This is a genomic window from Mongoliibacter ruber (assembly GCF_003003005.1).
GTDB classification, from domain to species: Bacteria; Bacteroidota; Bacteroidia; order Cytophagales; family Cyclobacteriaceae; genus Mongoliibacter; species Mongoliibacter ruber.
The window spans coordinates 238,165-254,768 of record NZ_PVTR01000008.1 but is presented as its reverse complement, the minus strand read 5'-3'; the positions used below and the strand labels follow the sequence as shown (position 1 = coordinate 254,768).

The following is a 16,604-nucleotide window of genomic DNA, read 5'->3' as shown; positions in this document are numbered from 1 at the left end:
CGCTACAATACCTTTAAAACTAACAGAAGAACAGCAAGAACTTACCTCAGCTATCATGAAGTTTTAGCTTGGGTGTCCCATCGCACAAAACAGGAGTGGTCTGAAACATTGTTTCCTGCCGATTTTGCCTGTTTTGAAGTTTTGCGCAGCCTTTTTTTATAAGTTTCAGCATCGGCTAAAGAGATGACCACACGAACCGGTATCCTCTCTTTTTTGCCTATATAAGCTTGAACCTCCATAAACTCCAAATTGTGCTTTTTTAGTTTATTCAGGCAGTTTCTAGCATCCAGGGAATCATTGGATTGCTGATCGGGATAGATATTGGATTGGGGTGATAGCCTAGAGACAAAAAAAGCATTGCCTGAATTGACCATGTTCAGAAATTTTATTGTGCAATAGCCGAGGTCTCGTAAAAAAAGGTCGTTTTCCTGGATATCATGGGTGAAATCGGCCGAGTCGGACTGGTCGTTCTTCACCCCGTTGGTAAGCCTGAGGTCAAGGCTCTGTCCACTCAGAAAATCGTATTCGTACTGGATACTGATCATAGAGGAGGAATTATGGCAGGCGCCACCATACCCTTTGTATACACAGGCAAAAGCCGCGGGAAGGGCAAACTTGGTAGAATCCTTGATTCTTATCCTGTTAAAAAATCCTTCCAGTAACACGGTATCTCCCCGGTATCGGATTTTCCGGGCCACAATGTGATCAAGACATCTTTTGAGAAACGTTACGGCCTTCCCCGAAAATCTGTCATGCAGTGACTGTTTGGTGATCTTAACCCTGAAACAATTAAATAGATTGGAAGCCATGTCCAGAAGACTGAAATGTTTTCCCCTGTGGTAGGCAAACATCAGACTGAAAAGAAATTGGTAACCCTTGAGCTTTGATTTCCTGACAGTAAATCCGCTATCGACAGCAAGAGAATCAATGTTGTCATAATCGAAGAAACATTTGATTTTTTCCGATAAAATACTTTCTTTTTTCCGTAAATCTCTTGGTCTTTTATTCCTTTGTTTAGATAAATATTATTATATTTAGTAAAGAAAAAAGGCGGAAAACGGGCATGTTAAGCCGCCTTTTTAAACTAACAAAACAGTCACAAATATGAACAAAAGGAAGAAAGATCCCAAGGGGGATCTACGTTTTTTTAGCATTCTGACTGGGCACGTTTATTTTACGTTCTTAAACTGACGGCTATGGCCTGTCCGTCAGGCAGGTTTACGAGGCCTTTCTTGAATTCAACTCAGCAATTCTTTATGAAGAGGAGAGGGGCAAGAAATACAGGAATGGTGACATAGCTATTCTGTAGAATGATTCATGAGGAAACCATTGCGGGGATTAAACATTGAAAATAAGTCTCAAAATGCCGTAGGATTTCCTACCGAAGGTATGGTACAGGAGATATTAAAGTCAGTCCAAAAACTGTCAGCTATTTTCTAGAGATTCTTAAGAGAGGAAAGCCTCTGTATGAAAACACTCTGAACCTTTAACTTTTTTAATGATTAACTTTTAACTGCCTGAAATCAATCCAGATTTAAACATTTTTCACACTACAGCAACTTCATAGGGCCCCAACTCTTAAACTAAGCAGTTTTATTTCCATTTTATTGAATTAAGTTGCAGTTTTGCACAAACAAAAAAACACATGCCCGTTTTACTCCAATCTTTGAGAATCATTGATTCTGAAAAAATCCATTCACCCAAAGATTTCATTCTTTATGATAATAAAGTACTACCAGCTGACGAAAGTCTCAAATTAGATTTTGAAGAAATTATTGATTGTTCCGATTTCTTAGCTTCTGAAGGTTGGGTTGATTTAAGGTGTAGCTCTGGAGAACCTGGTGATGAGTATAAAGAAACTTTGGAAAGCTTGGGTGAACTTTTGGCATTCAGTGGTTTTACCAAGGCTGTGATAATGCCAAATACAAAACCGGTATTCCAAAACAAGAATGATATTCAATTTTTCAAAGCTAAAACAGCACAATGGTTGACTGATCCGATTATTCAAACTGCGGTGACTAAAGATGCTTTAGGGGAAGATTTCACCGATATCTTGGACTTAAATGCTCAAGGGGTGTTTGTCTTTGGTGATGGAATCAATCCACTTTCCAACCCGGATAGATTGATGAAATCACTTCAGTATCTTCAAAAGTTTGATGGAGTATTGTTTGACCATCCTTACGAGCCTTTGCTTGCGCTATTCGGGCAGATGCATGAAGGCAATATTTCAACAAGGATAGGTATGAAAGGGATTCCTAATTTGGCTGAAGATGTAGCAGTTCAAAAAAATCTTGAAATTCTAAAATATACAGGCGGAAGGCTTCATTTTCAAACATTGAGTTCTAAAGACGCTATCCATAAAGTAAGACTTGCTAAAGAAGAAGGTTTACATGTGACAGCTGATGTTTCTTTATACCAACTGATTTTCACTGATGAAGATCTTATAACTTTTGATCCTAATTTTAAAGTATTACCCCCATTTCGCTCAGAAGAGGATAGAAAGGCCCTTATAGAAGGCCTCAAGGATGGTACTATAGACGCTATAGTGTCTAACCATCAACCGGAGGATTTTGATGCTAAACATATGGAGTTTGACCTTGCCCATTTTGGGATGATAGGCTTGCAAACTTTTCTTCCCGCGATGGTAAAATTGAGTGAAGAGATAGGGTGGTCTTTATTGATTTCCAAAATCACCAAAGGAGCAAAACATGTTTTGGGTATTGATAGTGAAGGGATGGAGTCTTTGACAGTGTTTTCTCCAGATGAGGAATGGGTCTATGATAAAAAAACAAACATATCGCTTTCAGCCAATCATCCTTGGATGGGAGATACTCTTAAAGGGAAAGTTAAATTCGTTTATAACAAGGGGAAACTAGCCAAATTTTAAATGAAAAAATATTTCAGCTATGCTGCTAAAATTGGCGTTTTGGCAGCAGTACTTTCATTATTGGCATTCTTTATTCTAGGTCTTTTAGGGGAGGATCCTACTTTAAAAAGTATTGTTTTTAGTTTTGCGATCACTCCTTTTTTCATTGGAGCGGCATTGTATTTCATAAGGTTTAAAGTAAATGAAAATCACCTCAGTTTTGCAGAGGGAATGACCTTGGGATTTGTAGTTTATATTTTGAATGCCCTGGTTTCATTTATAGGGATACTGATCGGACTGTTTTCTTGGCCGGCCTTATTTGAAAGGATTCGAGAAAATAAAGTGAATATTACTTTAGAGAAAAAAGACTTTACCATAGGGCAATATGGAGAAGAGACTTTCCAAAGGACTTATGAAAGCATAATGGATTTAAATGTGTTTCAAATTGCAATTAATGATTTTATTTGGAAAATTGTCTTCGGCCTATTTTTTACAATAATTATTTCTATAATTTTAAGAAAAACTAAAACTTAACGTACTATGGAAAATCATGAAACACCATTTAAAGCTGGATTAAATTCCGGTCTTATTTTAGGTATTTTGTCTGTTGTCATTACATTTATTGTTTATTTCATAAATCCGGCAACCTTAGTTTCGGGGTGGTATGGATTTGTTATGTTAATAGTATTTTTTGGAGCCTTGATTTATTTTGGGATACAGTACAGGAAATCGAGAGGTGGATATATGGATTTTGGACCTGCCTTCAGTTTTTCCTTTATTGCACTACTGGTAGCAGGTCTGATTTCTCAGCTAGGGTCGGCATTGTTGTATAATGTTATTGATCCAGCTCTTCCGGGCATTCTAGTAGAGGAGTCTATTGACAATGCTATTGCTATGATGGAAAGATTTGGAGCTGCCGATTCGCTTTCTTCTGACCAAATAGACGAAATGAGAGATAATGCTTCCTCCAATTTCACCATATTGGGACAATCTAAGACATTTGGTATTTCCTTATTTATCTATGCTTTTATTTCCTTGATACTTGGCGCAATTATAAAGAAAAGAGATAAGTCTCTGGACTTTTAAGTTAATATGCTACAAATCTCTGTTGTTATACCTGTTTTTAATGAAGAAGAATCATTGCCAGAACTCCATAATTGGATTCAGCGGGTAATGGATGGCAACGCTTTTTCCTATGAAATAATTTTTGTCAATGATGGAAGTACAGATCAATCTTGGTCTGAAATCGTAAGACTCGGGCAAATTAATCCTCACGTCAAGGGAATCAATTTTGTCAGGAACTACGGGAAATCTGCCGCCTTGGATATTGGATTTGGTAAAGCTCAGGGAGAAGTGGTCATCACCATGGATGCAGACATGCAGGATAGTCCTGACGAAATTCCTGAACTGTATGAAATGGTTATAGATCAGGGTTTTGAAATTGTATCCGGATGGAAAAAGAAAAGGCACGATCCTTTCACTAAAACAGTCCCCTCAAAATTTTTCAATTGGGTGACGCGTGTAATTTCAGGAATCAAACTGCACGATTTTAACTGTGGATTGAAAGCCTACAAGAATAAGGTCGTGAAAAACATCCATATCTATGGAGAAATGCATAGGTATATTCCTTTGATAGCGAAATGGAATGGGTTTTCTAAAATAGGAGAAAAGGTAGTAGAGCACCGTCCAAGGAAGTATGGAGAGACCAAATTCGGAATAGAAAGGTTTGTGAATGGCTTTTTGGATTTGATTTCTGTATCGTTCGTCAATCGTTACAAGAAAAAGCCCATGCACTTTTTTGGGTTTTTGGGCACAGTTTCTTTTCTGACAGGCTTTATCATTACCTCTTGGCTCATCTTTGAAAAGGTCTATGGTGTATACCGAGGTTTGAGGGTAAGAGATATTACTGACCAGCCATTGTTCTTTTTGGCGCTGGTGGCATTGATAGTTGGTGTCCAGCTATTTTTGACTGGGTTTTTGGCTGAAATGATGACATCAAATACCAGCAGAAAAGCAGATTACAACATTGATGAGGAATTCAACTTTGAGGGTTGATGTTTTTCTCTGTTATCATACCGGTTTACAATAGGCCCAAAGAAATCTTAGACTTGCTGCAAAGTCTGAGTCATCAAAGTTTCAATGATTTTGAAGTTTTGATAATTGAGGATGGTTCAGTGCTTAACTGCCGTAAAGAAGTGGACGCCTTCAAAGAAGTTCTGAACATTAAGTACTTTTTTATACAAAATGTGGGGCAAGGTTTTGCGAGGAATTATGGAATAGAAAAGGCAAAAGGCAGCTATTTTATCTTTTTTGATTCGGACTGTATCATTCCCGAAAATTACCTAAGGACCTTAAAAAAATCTATATCTGAAAGAAAACTTGATGCTCATGGAGGTCCAGATGCCGCCTCTGATGATTTTTCTTCAGCTCAAAAAGCCATGGATTTCGCTATGACATCTTGGTTGACGACCGGTGGGATTAGAGGCAAAATGAAAGACCCGTCAAAGTATCAAGCCCGTGGGTTCAATATGGGTTTTTCCAGAAAAGTTTTTGAAAAGGTTGGTGGGTTTGCCGATCCCAATAAAGCAGAAGATATTGAAATCAGTATCAGAATCAAAAAGGCGGGGTTCAAACTAGAATTGGTATCTGATGCTTTTGTATATCATAAGAGGAAAAACGACTTTAAGAGTTTCATCAAACAGGGTTTTTCATTTGGTAGAAACCGAGTCAATGTTTCCCGCTTCCACAGTGACGCTATAAAACTTGTTCATTTTATGCCATTTCTGTTTTTGCTTTTTTTATTTTCCATGTTGTTCACCTTTTGGTTGATTCCCGAGTTATTCGGCTTTCAGGCCTTGATTTTGGCAATTTGGAGTCTTTCTATTTTCGCAATGGCCAGTATTCAATATGGCCAGGTTTCTATTGGGTCATTGGCTTTGGTTTTTTCGATTTTCCAATTGACAGCATACGGTCTTGGTCTAGCCTACGAATTGTCTATCAAGTGGCTCAAAGGCTAATCACCCTTAGTGCAATAAAAAATGACTTCATTTTCAGGGAGTGCATGTTTATCGATTACCGACCTATCCAAGTTTTTTACAAAATGGTTCTCAGATACATGGAGACCAGAAGAACTCAGCCTTTTTGCATAATCTTTCCCATATTTTCTCACATGATCTCTTTGTCCAAACATCTGTTCTCGTTCAACAGGATCGGTGATCGAGCTGTCTTCTAAGGTCTTTTCCAAGTCGTATACAGGCGATTGTATAATACCCCATCCACCTGGTTTCAATACCCTATTGATTTCTTTACAAGCTAAAATATCGTCATCTACATGTTCCATCACGTGATTGCAAAAAACAACGTCAAAACTATTATTTTCAAAAGGAATTTGGTGAATATCCATAATTACATTTGCCAATGGAGATTCTATGTCACCTGTAATGTATTGCAAGTTGGGTAAAGCTTCCATTCTTTTAATGAAACAAAGTTCAGGAGCAACATGTAATACCTTAAGTTTTGCCGTAAAAAAGGGGGTTTCATTTTGTAAGAAAAGCCACATCAAACGATGTCTTTCCAAAGCTAGACAGTTTGGACAGAGTGCATTTTCTCTTGCTTTCCTTCCATAAGGTAAAAACTTCCGGAAGGATTTGTCACAGACGTTACACTGGACTTTTTTGCCAAAATAAAAAATGGATAGAACTTTCAAGAAAAAATGAGATACCAGCTGAAGGTATTTTCTTGGGATATATCGGATAACGAAACTGATAATAGTTTTCATGTGTTTATAATTGTTTTTTAGCAGTTATCCCGATTAGTCGGGGCATGCGTTGAAATCTTCGCATGGAATCCCACTTTGTGTCATTTTCGTCATGCCTGTCTGCTTCAGGCAGGCTCGATTTCATGCATTGAGATTTGCCTCAAAGGTACTAAATCCTTATTTTTTGCTTAAAAGAACTTGTTATTTATTCTCTTAAACCCAAATTCAAGTTCAATCGCCTGATAATTATGTTAATGGTTTTATAAAATGCCTATTGGACAGAGAAGCAATTCTATAGTTAGTAATTTTGATAGAAACCTATTTAGCCTAAGATAGCATATGCAGAAAAGAAAGATTTATATAGCGATATCAGTAATTTTTTTAATTATTCTGGCTTTTTTTATTTTTAGACCTAAGTCCAATAAAGATGGTAATGACATTTTGGCGGAGGTTAAAAGCGGAAAATTTAAAGTGGAAATCAGCACCTCTGGAGAATTGCAAGCACTAAATTCTGTGCAAGTAATGGGGCCTACAGACGCACGTAGATTTAGAATTGGAAACTTCACCATTGAAGAAATGGTAGATGAAGGCACCGTGGTCAAAAAAGGTGAATTTATTGCGGCGCTTGACAGAACAGAACTTTTTGGTCGGTTTGAGGATAAAAGGCTGGACTTAGAACAGGCCCAAGCATTGCACGAGCAGACACAGTTGGACACGGCGCTTGTGTTGAGACAAGAACGGGATAATATCCTCAATCTCGAATACGAGGTAGAAGAGAGGGAGTTGATCTTAGAGCAGTCTCAGTTTGAACCTCCTGCGATAATCAAGCAAAACGAAAACAATGTTGCACGAGCTGAGAGGGATTTGCAACAGGCAAAAGATAGGTATAGGATCAAGCTGTTACAAGAAAAAGCGAGAATGGTGGAAGTTTCCGCCAAACTCAGAGATGTGCAATCCGATGTGAATCAAATGGAGGCGGTATTGGAGAAGTTCACCGTCACAGCTCCCCAAAATGGAATGGTTATCTACGTATGGGGTAGAGGAGGGAAGGTAAAAGAAGGTTCACAGGTGTCCTCTTGGAATCCCGTAGTGGCTACACTTCCAGACTTGACTACTATGCAAAGTATTACTTACGTCAATGAAGTAGATATCAGAAAGGTGAAAGTAGGGCAGCGAGTCGACCTTGGGCTGGATGCCTTTCCTGAAAAGAAACTGACTGGTAAGGTAAGCAAAGTTGCGAATGTCGGTCAGCAAAGACCAAATTCAGATGCTAAAGTTTTTGAGGTGACTATAGTAGTCAATGAAACGGACGAATTATTAAGGCCAGCCATGACCACTAGTAATACTATTGTAGCGGAGGAAATCGAGGAGGCAACTTTTGTTCCTTTAGAAGCTTTGTATACCGAAAATGATAGCATCAATTACGTACATCTCAGGAATGGGAAGAAACAAGAGGTCAAATTGGGTTTGTCAAACTCAAATCATGTAATTGTAGAATCAGGTGTAAGTGCTGGAGATGTAGTATATTTATCTACACCCACTTGGTCAGAAAATGTAGCGGTTAATCTTTTAGAAGAGTTGAACGGAAAAAGAAATCCTGATTTTGATGAAATATCTGCAAGTCCGGAAAATCTTACTGAGCTACAAATAGAAGACTGAGTATGACAGTGGATGATAAGACCAGGTTACTGGCAAATTTTCATATTGCCTTGGAAGCTGTTATTGCCAATAAGTTGAGGTCATTACTGACCGCTCTAGGGATAATATTCGGTGTAGCAGCAGTGATTGCCATGTTGGCCATTGGAAATGGTGCCCAACAGGAAATTTTGGAACAGATCAGGTTAGTCGGTGTGAATAATATAGTGATCGAACCTGTATCTGAACAAAGAGAGGAATCCTTGGATGAAGATGCTGATGTAGAAGATGAAAGAGGTAAATTTTCCCCAGGATTGAAATTATTAGATGTTGAGGCTATAATTGAAACTGTTCCCGGAGTGGTGAATATCAGTCCGGAAATAGAGATTGAAACTTTTTTGGTCAATGCGGGAATAAGGAGATCGGCCAAACTTGTGGGTGTCACTCCCGCTTATTTCGATGTGTTGGATTTTCAACTGGCCGATGGTATGATGTTTACTGAAAAACACCAAAGGGATGGAGAGCCTGTCTGCATTATTGGACGTTCAGTTGTCAGTAAGTTTTTTCCGAAGGAAAATCCAATAGGCAAACGAATTAAAAGTGGAAATCAGTGGCTCGAAATCATTGGTGTAATGGAAGAGCGGTATGTCTCGGAGCAGAGTATTTCCAAGTTGGGCATCAGAGATTTCAACATGGATGTCTATGTGCCTATTCAGACCATGTTGGTACGCTTCAAGAACAGAGACTTATTGGTGCCTTCCAATTTGAGAAGTGAAGAAAAAGCCTCCTCTAATTACCATCAAATTGATAAATTGACCATTCAGGTAGGAAATAGTGAGGCCCTAACACCTACGGCTGAGGTGGTTTCCAAACTTTTGGAAAGGAGACATTTCAATGTAGTTGATTTCGAAATCACCATTCCTGAACTACTTCTCAAACAGCAGCAGCGTACTCAAAACATATTCAATATTGTACTAGGGGCGATTGCAGGAATATCACTTTTGGTTGGTGGTATAGGGATCATGAATATCATGCTTGCTTCAGTATTGGAAAGGATAAAAGAAATAGGCCTAAGACTTTCGTTAGGTGCGAAAAAATCCGATATTGTCAATCAATTTCTATTTGAAGCAATTATGATTAGTGTTTCCGGTGGTTTGATTGGTGTGATACTGGGCGTAGTTCTGGCATTTTTGGTTGCCGAGTTCGGTGATTTCCCTACTGTCGTCACGATTCCTTCTATTATGTTATCATTTGGAGTGGCAGCTACTGTTGGCTTGATCTTCGGAATAGCTCCTGCCAGAAAAGCTGCAAGTCAAGATCCTATAACTTCTTTAAGGTATGAATAAAAGCTTCCTTGCTGGCTCAGTGTTGATGCTAGCCTTGATTTTACCCCATTCTTCATTTTCTCAGGAAAGACTTTCATTTTCCCTGGATGAAATAGTGACTCGTGCAAAAGGTCGCTCCCCCGCAGCTCTAAGAGCAGAAACTAGAAGGGAAAATAGGTATTGGAATTACCGGTTTTTCCGATCCAACTACAATCCCCAGTTGAGGTTGGGTGGAACTGTGCCGGGGTTTTCCCAATCTGTGAATAGTGTTGTGCAACCTGATGGAAGTATAGGATTCAGGGAGGTGAGGCAAAACTTCATGGACCTGGAACTTGGTATGGAGCAGACCATTGCCGCTACAGGTGGTAATATTTCTATCAACTCTTCTACCAACCGATTTGATAATTTCTTGACCCCAGCTGGCGTACCACAAACCCAGTGGTCTGGTGTGCCGGTAAATGTTAGGTTAAGCCAACCGATATTTGCTTTCAATCCCCTGAAATGGGATAAAAAAATAGAACCCCTGGTCTATGAGGAGAGTAAGCGTGAGTTTATAGAAGAAATGGAGCAAATTAGCCAGACGGTAACCCAGCTTTTCTTCGATTTTTTGATATCCCAAGTCAATTTTGAAATAGCGAGTAAAAACCTCAACAATACACAAGAAATACTCAAGATTGAACAGGGCAGGTACAATATCGGGACTACCTATGAGGACAAACTATTGCAGGTTGAGTTGCAGGTGCTACAGGCAAGGCAGGATTTGGCCCAGGCTCGATTGGATCTTGAAGCAAATTCGTTAAGGTTGAAATCATATGTAGGTCTGAATGAAGCCGCAGAAATCAATCTAATTCCTCCTCAAGAGGTCCCTGACTTTGTTGTTAATGTTGAACAAGCAATAGATTTAGCGTTTCAAAATAGGGCAGAGGCCCTGGGTTTTGATAGAAGGATTTTACAAGCTGAATCAGGGGTGGCGCAGGCAAGAGGACAACGTTTCAATATGTTTTTAAACGCCAGTTATGGTCTGAACAACGCAGCCTTGAATTGGCAGGACATTTATTTTGATCCGAATAGACAGACTTTGGTAAACCTCTCTTTTCTAGTACCAATCTTGGACTGGGGTCGAAATAAAGCCCGAATGGGTCAGGCAGAAGCAAATAAAAAACTGGTAGAATATACCGTTGAACAAGATATCATCAATTTTGAACAGGAGATTTTTACCAAAGTCAAAAACTTCAGCATGTTGAGGGAAAGGTTAGAGATTACGCAGTTATCGGATGAAGTGGCCGATAAACGCTATGATATTTCACTCAGAAGATATCAAAATGGCAATGTGACGATTACTGACCTGAATATTGCCCAACAGGAAAAAGATCAGAATAGAAGGGCTTATATACAGTCGTTAAGAGATTATTGGACAGCCTATTATGAATTGAGGCAGTTGACTTTGTATGACTTTCAGAGTAGTCAACTCTTATATTCTCCGGATGTAGAATAGAGAGAATAGAGATGCGAGAGATAAGAGTCAAGAAGCAAAGATGGGTTGATGTTGACCTCTGGGGTTTTCAAAACCCCGAAGGCCTCAGTCAATAAAGTAAAAATCAGGAAAAATTTAGTAGATGTCTGATAATCACAAAGCTTCGTAATTTATCTATCGTAATTTTTGGAAAAGCGAGAGCCTAAAAGGCAGGAAACTTTATTCTTTTTCTTTTAATCTCCCGGATTTCCTCAAAGCTTCATAGACAATCCATTCGATCTGCCCATTGGTACTGCGGAATTCATCAGCAGCCCATTTTTCTACGGCTTTCATCATTTTTTCGTCAAGACGAAGGGCAAATGGTTTTTTAGCGGGCATTGTATACTGATTTAAATTCTTCAAACTGTTTGATGGCTTTTTGCATTTCTTCCGGTTTTTGGGTTCCGATTAGAAATTTTTTATCCTTCAAGGTAACTATCAAACCCTGATTGCCACTGACATTATATCCCCACATAGCAAAGTTGTATCGGATTCCCCAACCTCCAAATTTGAATATAGAGTTGTACGCAATGAGTTCAAGTTTTTCTATTTCAGTAATTTTATAAGTCCTTTTTCCGATTAAAGGGAAGAAACTGAAAGAAAGGGTGGAATTGTCTATACGTGTTTTAAGCTGCATTTTGGCCAAAAGTAAAATGACTAAGGCAAGTATTATGATGGGAATGGCCATTTCCCAGTCTTTCACCGGTTGGTTAAACAATCCATAAAATATGATACCAGAGGCTACCAGTACAATTCCCCAAATCCAGGGTTGGTTAAATTTCTGTGTTTCTTTGAATACGTAGTTGCTCATAACTAGCTGTCAATTGAGGTTTGCTCTTTCCATTCTGCAAGCAGTTCTTCTGCAAGCACTGGATCTTTGAGGCTAAAGGCATATTTTCTTTTGTGAGTTTTGATTTCTAGGAGGTAGTCGGCTATGAAAATATATGCCCGGAACTTTCTCCCCATGCGCAGGCCTATTCCACCATATTCAAACATACCATCGGTTTTTTTGACCTTTGCTTCAAGGATTTCTTCAACGCTGAATTTTTTCCAGCCATTGATGAAAGGCGGATTTCGAAATGCCAATCCATACCTGTCCAACCTCACTTGCAGTTTGATGTTCATGATCAATAAAAAGACCAAGACCATTATAGAACCAACCACAGCAACTGCAATCGGCCCCTCATCCCCTAGATGACCGGTTTGCCAAAGGATCACCATCATGATCAGGGTTGGCATTTCCAGCATTAGGATGGCATACATTAGCCAAGTGCCTCTGAAAGTATGTACCTCATTGACTACCATACAGGATTATTGATTGAGTGTTCCCACATTCAAGACTGGACTTGCAGATCGATCTGAGCAAAGCACTACCATCAAGTTACTGACCATGGCCGCTTTTCTCTCGTCTTCGAAATCTATGATACCTTTTATCTTCAAGTCTTCCAAAGCCATTTCCACCATTCCAACTGCACCATCCACAATTTTCCTTCTTGCCGCTACGATAGCTGTGGCTTGTTGTCTTTGTAGCATGGCAGAAGCGATTTCCTGCGAATAGGCCAAGTGGGAAATCCTTGCTTCGATGACTTTGATGCCGGCATGATGCAAGCGTTCAGAAATCTCAGCTTCCAGTGAATGATTGACATCTTCCACACCGGAACGTAAGGTGATTTCAGCATCTTCAGCCTCAAAATCATCATAAGGGTATTTCCCCGCCATTTTTCTCACCGCAGCATCCGACTGTAAGTGAATGAAGTTTTCATAATCTTCTACCTCAAAAGTAGCCTTGAAAGTGTCTTCTACCTGCCAAACAACAATGGTTCCTACCATGACCGGATTACCGATTTTGTCATTGACTTTGAGTGGTTTGTTTTCAAAATTTCTTACCCTGAGTGAAATTTTGTTTTTGGTCATAAAGGGGTTTACCCAAAAGAAACCATTGGCTTTGACCGTGCCCTTGTAAGCACCGAAAAGGATCAGGACCATTGCCTTATTGGGTTGAAGGGTAAAAAAACCTGGCAGCACCAATATAAAGAATACGGTAAATAGTATTCCTAGCCAAGTGGTGCCACTGGCAAATGAGAAAATAGTGGCCGGAATCAGGGCTATCGCCACCAAAACCATTAAATAGCCTGAAAAGGGTTTTGTTATTTTTTCCATATTGTTATGATATTAAAATGATATCAATTCAATATACATTGTTTTAGAAATAATTGTTACGTTTACTGATGTATTTTTTTTCTAGCCTTACCATTTCAAAAACTTTTACTAAGTTAGTTGGGTGAAAAAAATCAGTCTTCAAGTTTTTATTTTGATTCTAATACAAGGAGTCGCAATTTCCTGCACATCAAGGAATAAAGGAGGAATTGGACGTAGAAAACTGGTTTCTGACATTGAAAGGTCTTTTTATCAAAAAGCCTGAACAACCAAATGAAGACGAATATGAGTTTTACAGGATTGATTTGTCGAAGGTGAAAAAATAGACTCATATGCTTCTAATTTCGAAAGCCTCCTTTGAAATTAAAACCTTCGAGGTCAAAAAAAGACCTCAAAGGTTAATAGGCCCAATAATACCTTCCCGATTCAGTTCTGAGTAATCTCGATTCCTGGAACTCCCCGATCAACTCTAAATTTTTACCAAGTTTGGAAGCTTCAAAGGTATGCTTGTCATCAAAGTTCTCCCTGATCATCAAGCCCTCATTTTCTTCCAAGGATTCAAATGCAGACAATTCATAGGTAAGCAAGTTTTCAAAAATATATCCACTTGTTCCATCAGGTAATTTGACCCTGTACCAGTCATTGACTTTTGCCTGAAGTTGGATGATCTCATTTTGGGAAAGCTTTTGTGTGATTGTAGCATTGGTGCTGGGTTGGTTTCTCAAGTTTGCAGTGCTCACCTTCACACGTGCCAACTGACCTAAATTTGCAGAATCTGCTGCCGTATGGGTAGTTTGCAAACCCACTTCTTCAAAAAACGGAAAAGGATCCACAGCTCCTCTTCTGTAAATCCCAAAATGCAAATGCGGCGGTGTGGTGATGGCATTGCCTGTATTTCCAACAGTACCTAAAGTATCACCGACACGGACGCCCTGACCGGATCTGACCATCTGACTATCCAAATGGGCATAATAAAAAGAGTAACCATCATTACTCACGCTTACAGTCTTTCCCCCTAAATTATTTAGCCCTACACGAGTGACCCTTCCTGAACTCACAGCAAGGACAGGTGTACCTTTGGGTGCAAACACATCCACTCCCTCATGCCTTCTTCTTCCTCCATCCCTTTGATCTCCAAAAAATGAGGCGATGGAGCGGTGGTTTTTATCTGGGATGGGAAATGCTAAGGAAGGATTTTGCTGTGCGGTGATTTCTACTAGGCCACCTCTGAACAATTCAGGTTGAATTCTTAGCCCCAACCTGCCCGCATTTCTGACCTGATGTTCAAGCCTATTGGTGTCTTTGGCAAATTGTAGGTTCTTTCGACCCTGGTTTGTGATTTCAAAAAGGTCAATAAAAAACCTGGCATCAGGACTGGAAATAAGTGCTACCTCGCATGAAATCAATTGCCCTTCTCTTGCTTCAAACTCCAGATAGACTGCCTGTGGCTCGTTTTTCTCAAAATGGGTGATTTCCTGATAAGGAAGATTGACCACAATCGGCGAAGAAATCGCCTTTTCTCCAGCCTGAACCCAATCCCTGACCATTGCTGTGTTTTCAAACTCCGAGGATTGGAGAAAGTCTCTGTACTGTTCATAGGGATTACTTGGACCTAATATTTTCCGGATATTGGTGCCTTGGCAACCCATTAATAAAATTGCGAAAATGAAAATTAATGTTAATGACTTGGTATTCATACATTAATAAAATGCAAATACCGTGCGATTTGGATAGACCTTTGGGGTTTTCAAAACCCCGAAGGTCTTTCTATATCAATTTGCACCTGAACAATCCTAAAAATCTTTTTTTTGATTTACCCCATAGAATCATAGAGCACGTAGTTTTGAGTCATTTTCAATTTTATAGTCTATTGAAATTCTGTGTCGACCTATGTGTATGTGGTAAAAAAATGACCCTGCAAGAAAGAAATTCTTTTTCCTGCAGGGTCAACTTCTTGTCTATTTCGACATTCATTATTTAACATTCTTAATTTCGAATAAAGAGCACCCAATTTCGAATAATGAAGTACCGTAAATCTACAATCTAAAATCAAGTCAGCATTGCTCCATCCACTTGTATTACCTGACCCGAAATATAAGAACTCATGTCAGATCCTAAGAATACACAGGTATTGGCTACTTCTTCTGGTTGACCACCACGCTTCATAGGTATGGCATCTCTCCAGCCCTGCACGGTTTTTTCATCCAATACCCCAGTCATCTCAGTTTCGATAAATCCAGGAGCTACCGCATTGCATCGGATATTTCTTGAACCCAATTCCAGCGCAACAGATTTGGTAAAGCCGATGATACCCGATTTGGAAGCAGCATAATTGGCTTGACCTGCATTGCCCTTGATACCCACAACAGAAGTAATATTAATGATGGAGCCACTTTTGGCCTTCATCATGGTACGGGTAGCGGCTTTGACAGTATTGAAACAGGATTTTAAGTTGACTCCGATGACATCATCCCAGGCCTCTTCGGTCATCCTCATCAAAAGATTATCACGGGTGATTCCGGCATTGTTGATAAGGACATCAAGAGATCCGAAGTCAGCCACTACTGTATTTACCAATTCCTCAGCGGCTTTGAAGTCAGAAGCATCCGAGCGATAACCCTTTGCTTGAATGCCAAAAGCAGCCAATTCATTTTCCAGAGCCTGTCCTTTTTCTACACTTGACAAATATGTAAAAGCCACGTTTGCGCCTTCCTGTGCATAACGAATGGCAATGGCTCTTCCTATTCCTTTTGAAGCTCCTGTGATAAGAGCTGTTTTTCCGGTTAATAATCCCATGTTTTGTATTTTTAGATTAGTGACGTAAACGTCAAAAATAAAAAATTTCACGCAAAGACGCGAAGAAGCAAAGATTAATAAAAATTGGGCTTGGAATTTAGGTGTTCATTTTTTTAATCTTCTAAACCGTTTACAATCCTTTTAAATCCATATTTTATGAGCTTTTCATTGAAGTTTATCAACAGCCCCAATTTGATATCCGTAAGTTTTAGATAGGTGTTTACCTGCTTAAAATGGTTGGGATGAAGGGCTTCTACTGCCTTAATTTCGATTAAAACTTTTCTTTCTACAATTAAATCAGCTTTAAAACCCTGCTCAAAGATAAGGCCATCCCAACTTACTTTAATTTCCTTTTGACGTACTACATGCAATCCTTTTTTTGTAAGTTCATGAGCTAAGATATTTTCATAAACAATTTCATACAGACCTGGACCGAGCGTGTAATGGATGTGGTATGCAGAATCAAAAATTTCTCTGGCTATATCATTTTCAGTCATTGATTTCAGCTCTTTATTGGAATGGGGATAAATTTTAGAATCAAGCTAATTTAATTTA

General features: G+C 39.2%; 17 protein-coding genes. 8 read left to right on the top strand and 9 right to left on the bottom strand.

Going from position 1 to position 16,604, the window contains the following annotated elements; all coding sequences use genetic code 11:
- Nucleotides 1-53: 53 nt before the first annotated feature.
- Nucleotides 54-956, bottom strand: coding sequence for an IS4 family transposase (locus CLW00_RS14900; RefSeq protein WP_281257444.1), 903 nt, complete (start codon nt 954-956; stop codon nt 54-56).
- A 689-nt stretch (nt 957-1,645) separates the two neighbouring features.
- Between CLW00_RS14900 and CLW00_RS14895 the strand changes: the two genes are divergently transcribed.
- The 5 genes from CLW00_RS14895 to CLW00_RS14875 are packed head-to-tail and all read left to right on the top strand — an operon-like array spanning nt 1,646 to nt 5,883.
- Nucleotides 1,646-2,887 carry a dihydroorotase gene (locus CLW00_RS14895; RefSeq protein ID WP_106134485.1) on the top strand — a complete coding sequence of 414 codons (1,242 nt, stop codon included), beginning with the start codon at nt 1,646-1,648 and terminating at the stop codon, nt 2,885-2,887.
- A complete protein-coding gene (locus tag CLW00_RS14890) occupies nt 2,888-3,400 on the top strand; it encodes a DUF4199 domain-containing protein (protein WP_106134484.1) in 513 nt (170 codons plus the stop codon).
- A gap of 6 nt (nt 3,401-3,406) precedes the next feature.
- The gene (locus tag CLW00_RS14885) at nt 3,407-3,952 is read left to right on the top strand and encodes a DUF4199 domain-containing protein (RefSeq protein ID WP_106134483.1); all 546 of its coding nucleotides are present in this window, start codon (nt 3,407-3,409) and stop codon (nt 3,950-3,952) included.
- Nucleotides 3,953-3,958: 6 nt separating this feature from the next.
- Nucleotides 3,959-4,921: a glycosyltransferase family 2 protein gene (locus CLW00_RS14880; protein ID WP_106134482.1), complete on the top strand. Its 963-nt coding sequence runs from the start codon at nt 3,959-3,961 to the stop codon at nt 4,919-4,921.
- Entirely contained in the window at nt 4,921-5,883 is a 963-nt protein-coding gene (locus tag CLW00_RS14875) for a glycosyltransferase family 2 protein (protein WP_106134481.1), read from the top strand. Before CLW00_RS14880 ends, CLW00_RS14875 begins: the two co-directional genes overlap by 1 nt.
- On the opposite strand, the gene CLW00_RS14870 is transcribed toward CLW00_RS14875, so the two are convergent.
- Nucleotides 5,880-6,644, bottom strand: a complete 765-nt coding sequence (locus CLW00_RS14870) for a class I SAM-dependent methyltransferase (RefSeq protein ID WP_106134480.1) — start codon at nt 6,642-6,644, stop codon at nt 5,880-5,882. The genes CLW00_RS14875 and CLW00_RS14870 overlap by 4 nt on opposite strands.
- A gap of 318 nt (nt 6,645-6,962) precedes the next feature.
- Here CLW00_RS14870 and CLW00_RS14865 point away from each other — a divergent pair, with 318 nt between their 5' ends.
- From CLW00_RS14865 to CLW00_RS14855, 3 genes are read left to right on the top strand one after another with little or no spacing between them, the layout of a single operon-like run.
- Nucleotides 6,963-8,282, top strand: a complete 1,320-nt coding sequence (locus CLW00_RS14865; RefSeq protein ID WP_106134479.1) for an efflux RND transporter periplasmic adaptor subunit — start codon at nt 6,963-6,965, stop codon at nt 8,280-8,282.
- A 2-nt stretch (nt 8,283-8,284) separates the two neighbouring features.
- Nucleotides 8,285-9,604, top strand: coding sequence for an ABC transporter permease (locus CLW00_RS14860; RefSeq protein ID WP_106134478.1), 1,320 nt, complete (start codon nt 8,285-8,287; stop codon nt 9,602-9,604).
- On the top strand, nt 9,597-11,078 hold the full coding sequence (locus CLW00_RS14855; protein WP_106134477.1) for a TolC family protein: 1,482 nt from the start codon (nt 9,597-9,599) through the stop codon (nt 11,076-11,078). Before CLW00_RS14860 ends, CLW00_RS14855 begins: the two co-directional genes overlap by 8 nt.
- 198 nt (nt 11,079-11,276) lie before the next feature.
- Here the strand turns inward: CLW00_RS14855 and CLW00_RS14850 are convergent, their stop codons facing one another.
- The 7 genes from CLW00_RS14850 to CLW00_RS14820 all read right to left on the bottom strand — a co-directional run bounded on the left by CLW00_RS14850 (nt 11,277) and on the right by CLW00_RS14820 (nt 16,546).
- On the bottom strand, nt 11,277-11,435 hold the full coding sequence (locus CLW00_RS14850; protein ID WP_106134476.1) for a type II toxin-antitoxin system antitoxin: 159 nt from the start codon (nt 11,433-11,435) through the stop codon (nt 11,277-11,279).
- Entirely contained in the window at nt 11,425-11,907 is a 483-nt protein-coding gene (locus CLW00_RS14845; protein ID WP_106134475.1) for a hypothetical protein, read from the bottom strand. Before CLW00_RS14845 ends, CLW00_RS14850 begins: the two co-directional genes overlap by 11 nt.
- Nucleotides 11,908-11,909: 2 nt before the next feature.
- Nucleotides 11,910-12,401, bottom strand: a complete 492-nt coding sequence (locus tag CLW00_RS14840; RefSeq protein WP_106134474.1) for an LYR motif-containing protein — start codon at nt 12,399-12,401, stop codon at nt 11,910-11,912.
- 6 nt (nt 12,402-12,407) lie between these two features.
- On the bottom strand, nt 12,408-13,256 hold the full coding sequence (locus CLW00_RS14835; protein ID WP_106134473.1) for an SPFH domain-containing protein: 849 nt from the start codon (nt 13,254-13,256) through the stop codon (nt 12,408-12,410).
- 395 nt (nt 13,257-13,651) lie between these two features.
- Nucleotides 13,652-14,950: a M23 family metallopeptidase gene (locus CLW00_RS14830; protein WP_106134472.1), complete on the bottom strand. Its 1,299-nt coding sequence runs from the start codon at nt 14,948-14,950 to the stop codon at nt 13,652-13,654.
- A 352-nt stretch (nt 14,951-15,302) separates the two neighbouring features.
- On the bottom strand, nt 15,303-16,049 hold the full coding sequence (gene fabG, locus CLW00_RS14825; RefSeq protein ID WP_106134471.1) for a 3-oxoacyl-[acyl-carrier-protein] reductase: 747 nt from the start codon (nt 16,047-16,049) through the stop codon (nt 15,303-15,305).
- 113 nt (nt 16,050-16,162) lie between these two features.
- Nucleotides 16,163-16,546, bottom strand: coding sequence for a GxxExxY protein (locus tag CLW00_RS14820; protein WP_106134470.1), 384 nt, complete (start codon nt 16,544-16,546; stop codon nt 16,163-16,165).
- Nucleotides 16,547-16,604: the final 58 nt, after the last annotated feature.

Coding starts and splice junctions, on each gene's coding strand:
- CLW00_RS14895 (WP_106134485.1), top strand. CDS start 1,646: ATGCCCGTTTTACTCCAATCTTTGAGAATCATTGATTCTGAAAAAATC.
- CLW00_RS14890 (WP_106134484.1), top strand. CDS start 2,888: ATGAAAAAATATTTCAGCTATGCTGCTAAAATTGGCGTTTTGGCAGCA.
- CLW00_RS14885 (WP_106134483.1), top strand. CDS start 3,407: ATGGAAAATCATGAAACACCATTTAAAGCTGGATTAAATTCCGGTCTT.
- CLW00_RS14880 (WP_106134482.1), top strand. CDS start 3,959: ATGCTACAAATCTCTGTTGTTATACCTGTTTTTAATGAAGAAGAATCA.
- CLW00_RS14875 (WP_106134481.1), top strand. CDS start 4,921: ATGTTTTTCTCTGTTATCATACCGGTTTACAATAGGCCCAAAGAAATC.
- CLW00_RS14870 (WP_106134480.1), bottom strand. CDS start 6,644: ATGAAAACTATTATCAGTTTCGTTATCCGATATATCCCAAGAAAATAC.
- CLW00_RS14865 (WP_106134479.1), top strand. CDS start 6,963: ATGCAGAAAAGAAAGATTTATATAGCGATATCAGTAATTTTTTTAATT.
- CLW00_RS14860 (WP_106134478.1), top strand. CDS start 8,285: ATGACAGTGGATGATAAGACCAGGTTACTGGCAAATTTTCATATTGCC.
- CLW00_RS14855 (WP_106134477.1), top strand. CDS start 9,597: ATGAATAAAAGCTTCCTTGCTGGCTCAGTGTTGATGCTAGCCTTGATT.
- CLW00_RS14850 (WP_106134476.1), bottom strand. CDS start 11,435: ATGCCCGCTAAAAAACCATTTGCCCTTCGTCTTGACGAAAAAATGATG.
- CLW00_RS14845 (WP_106134475.1), bottom strand. CDS start 11,907: ATGAGCAACTACGTATTCAAAGAAACACAGAAATTTAACCAACCCTGG.
- CLW00_RS14840 (WP_106134474.1), bottom strand. CDS start 12,401: ATGGTAGTCAATGAGGTACATACTTTCAGAGGCACTTGGCTAATGTAT.
- CLW00_RS14835 (WP_106134473.1), bottom strand. CDS start 13,256: ATGGAAAAAATAACAAAACCCTTTTCAGGCTATTTAATGGTTTTGGTG.
- CLW00_RS14830 (WP_106134472.1), bottom strand. CDS start 14,950: ATGAATACCAAGTCATTAACATTAATTTTCATTTTCGCAATTTTATTA.
- fabG (WP_106134471.1), bottom strand. CDS start 16,049: ATGGGATTATTAACCGGAAAAACAGCTCTTATCACAGGAGCTTCAAAA.
- CLW00_RS14820 (WP_106134470.1), bottom strand. CDS start 16,546: ATGACTGAAAATGATATAGCCAGAGAAATTTTTGATTCTGCATACCAC.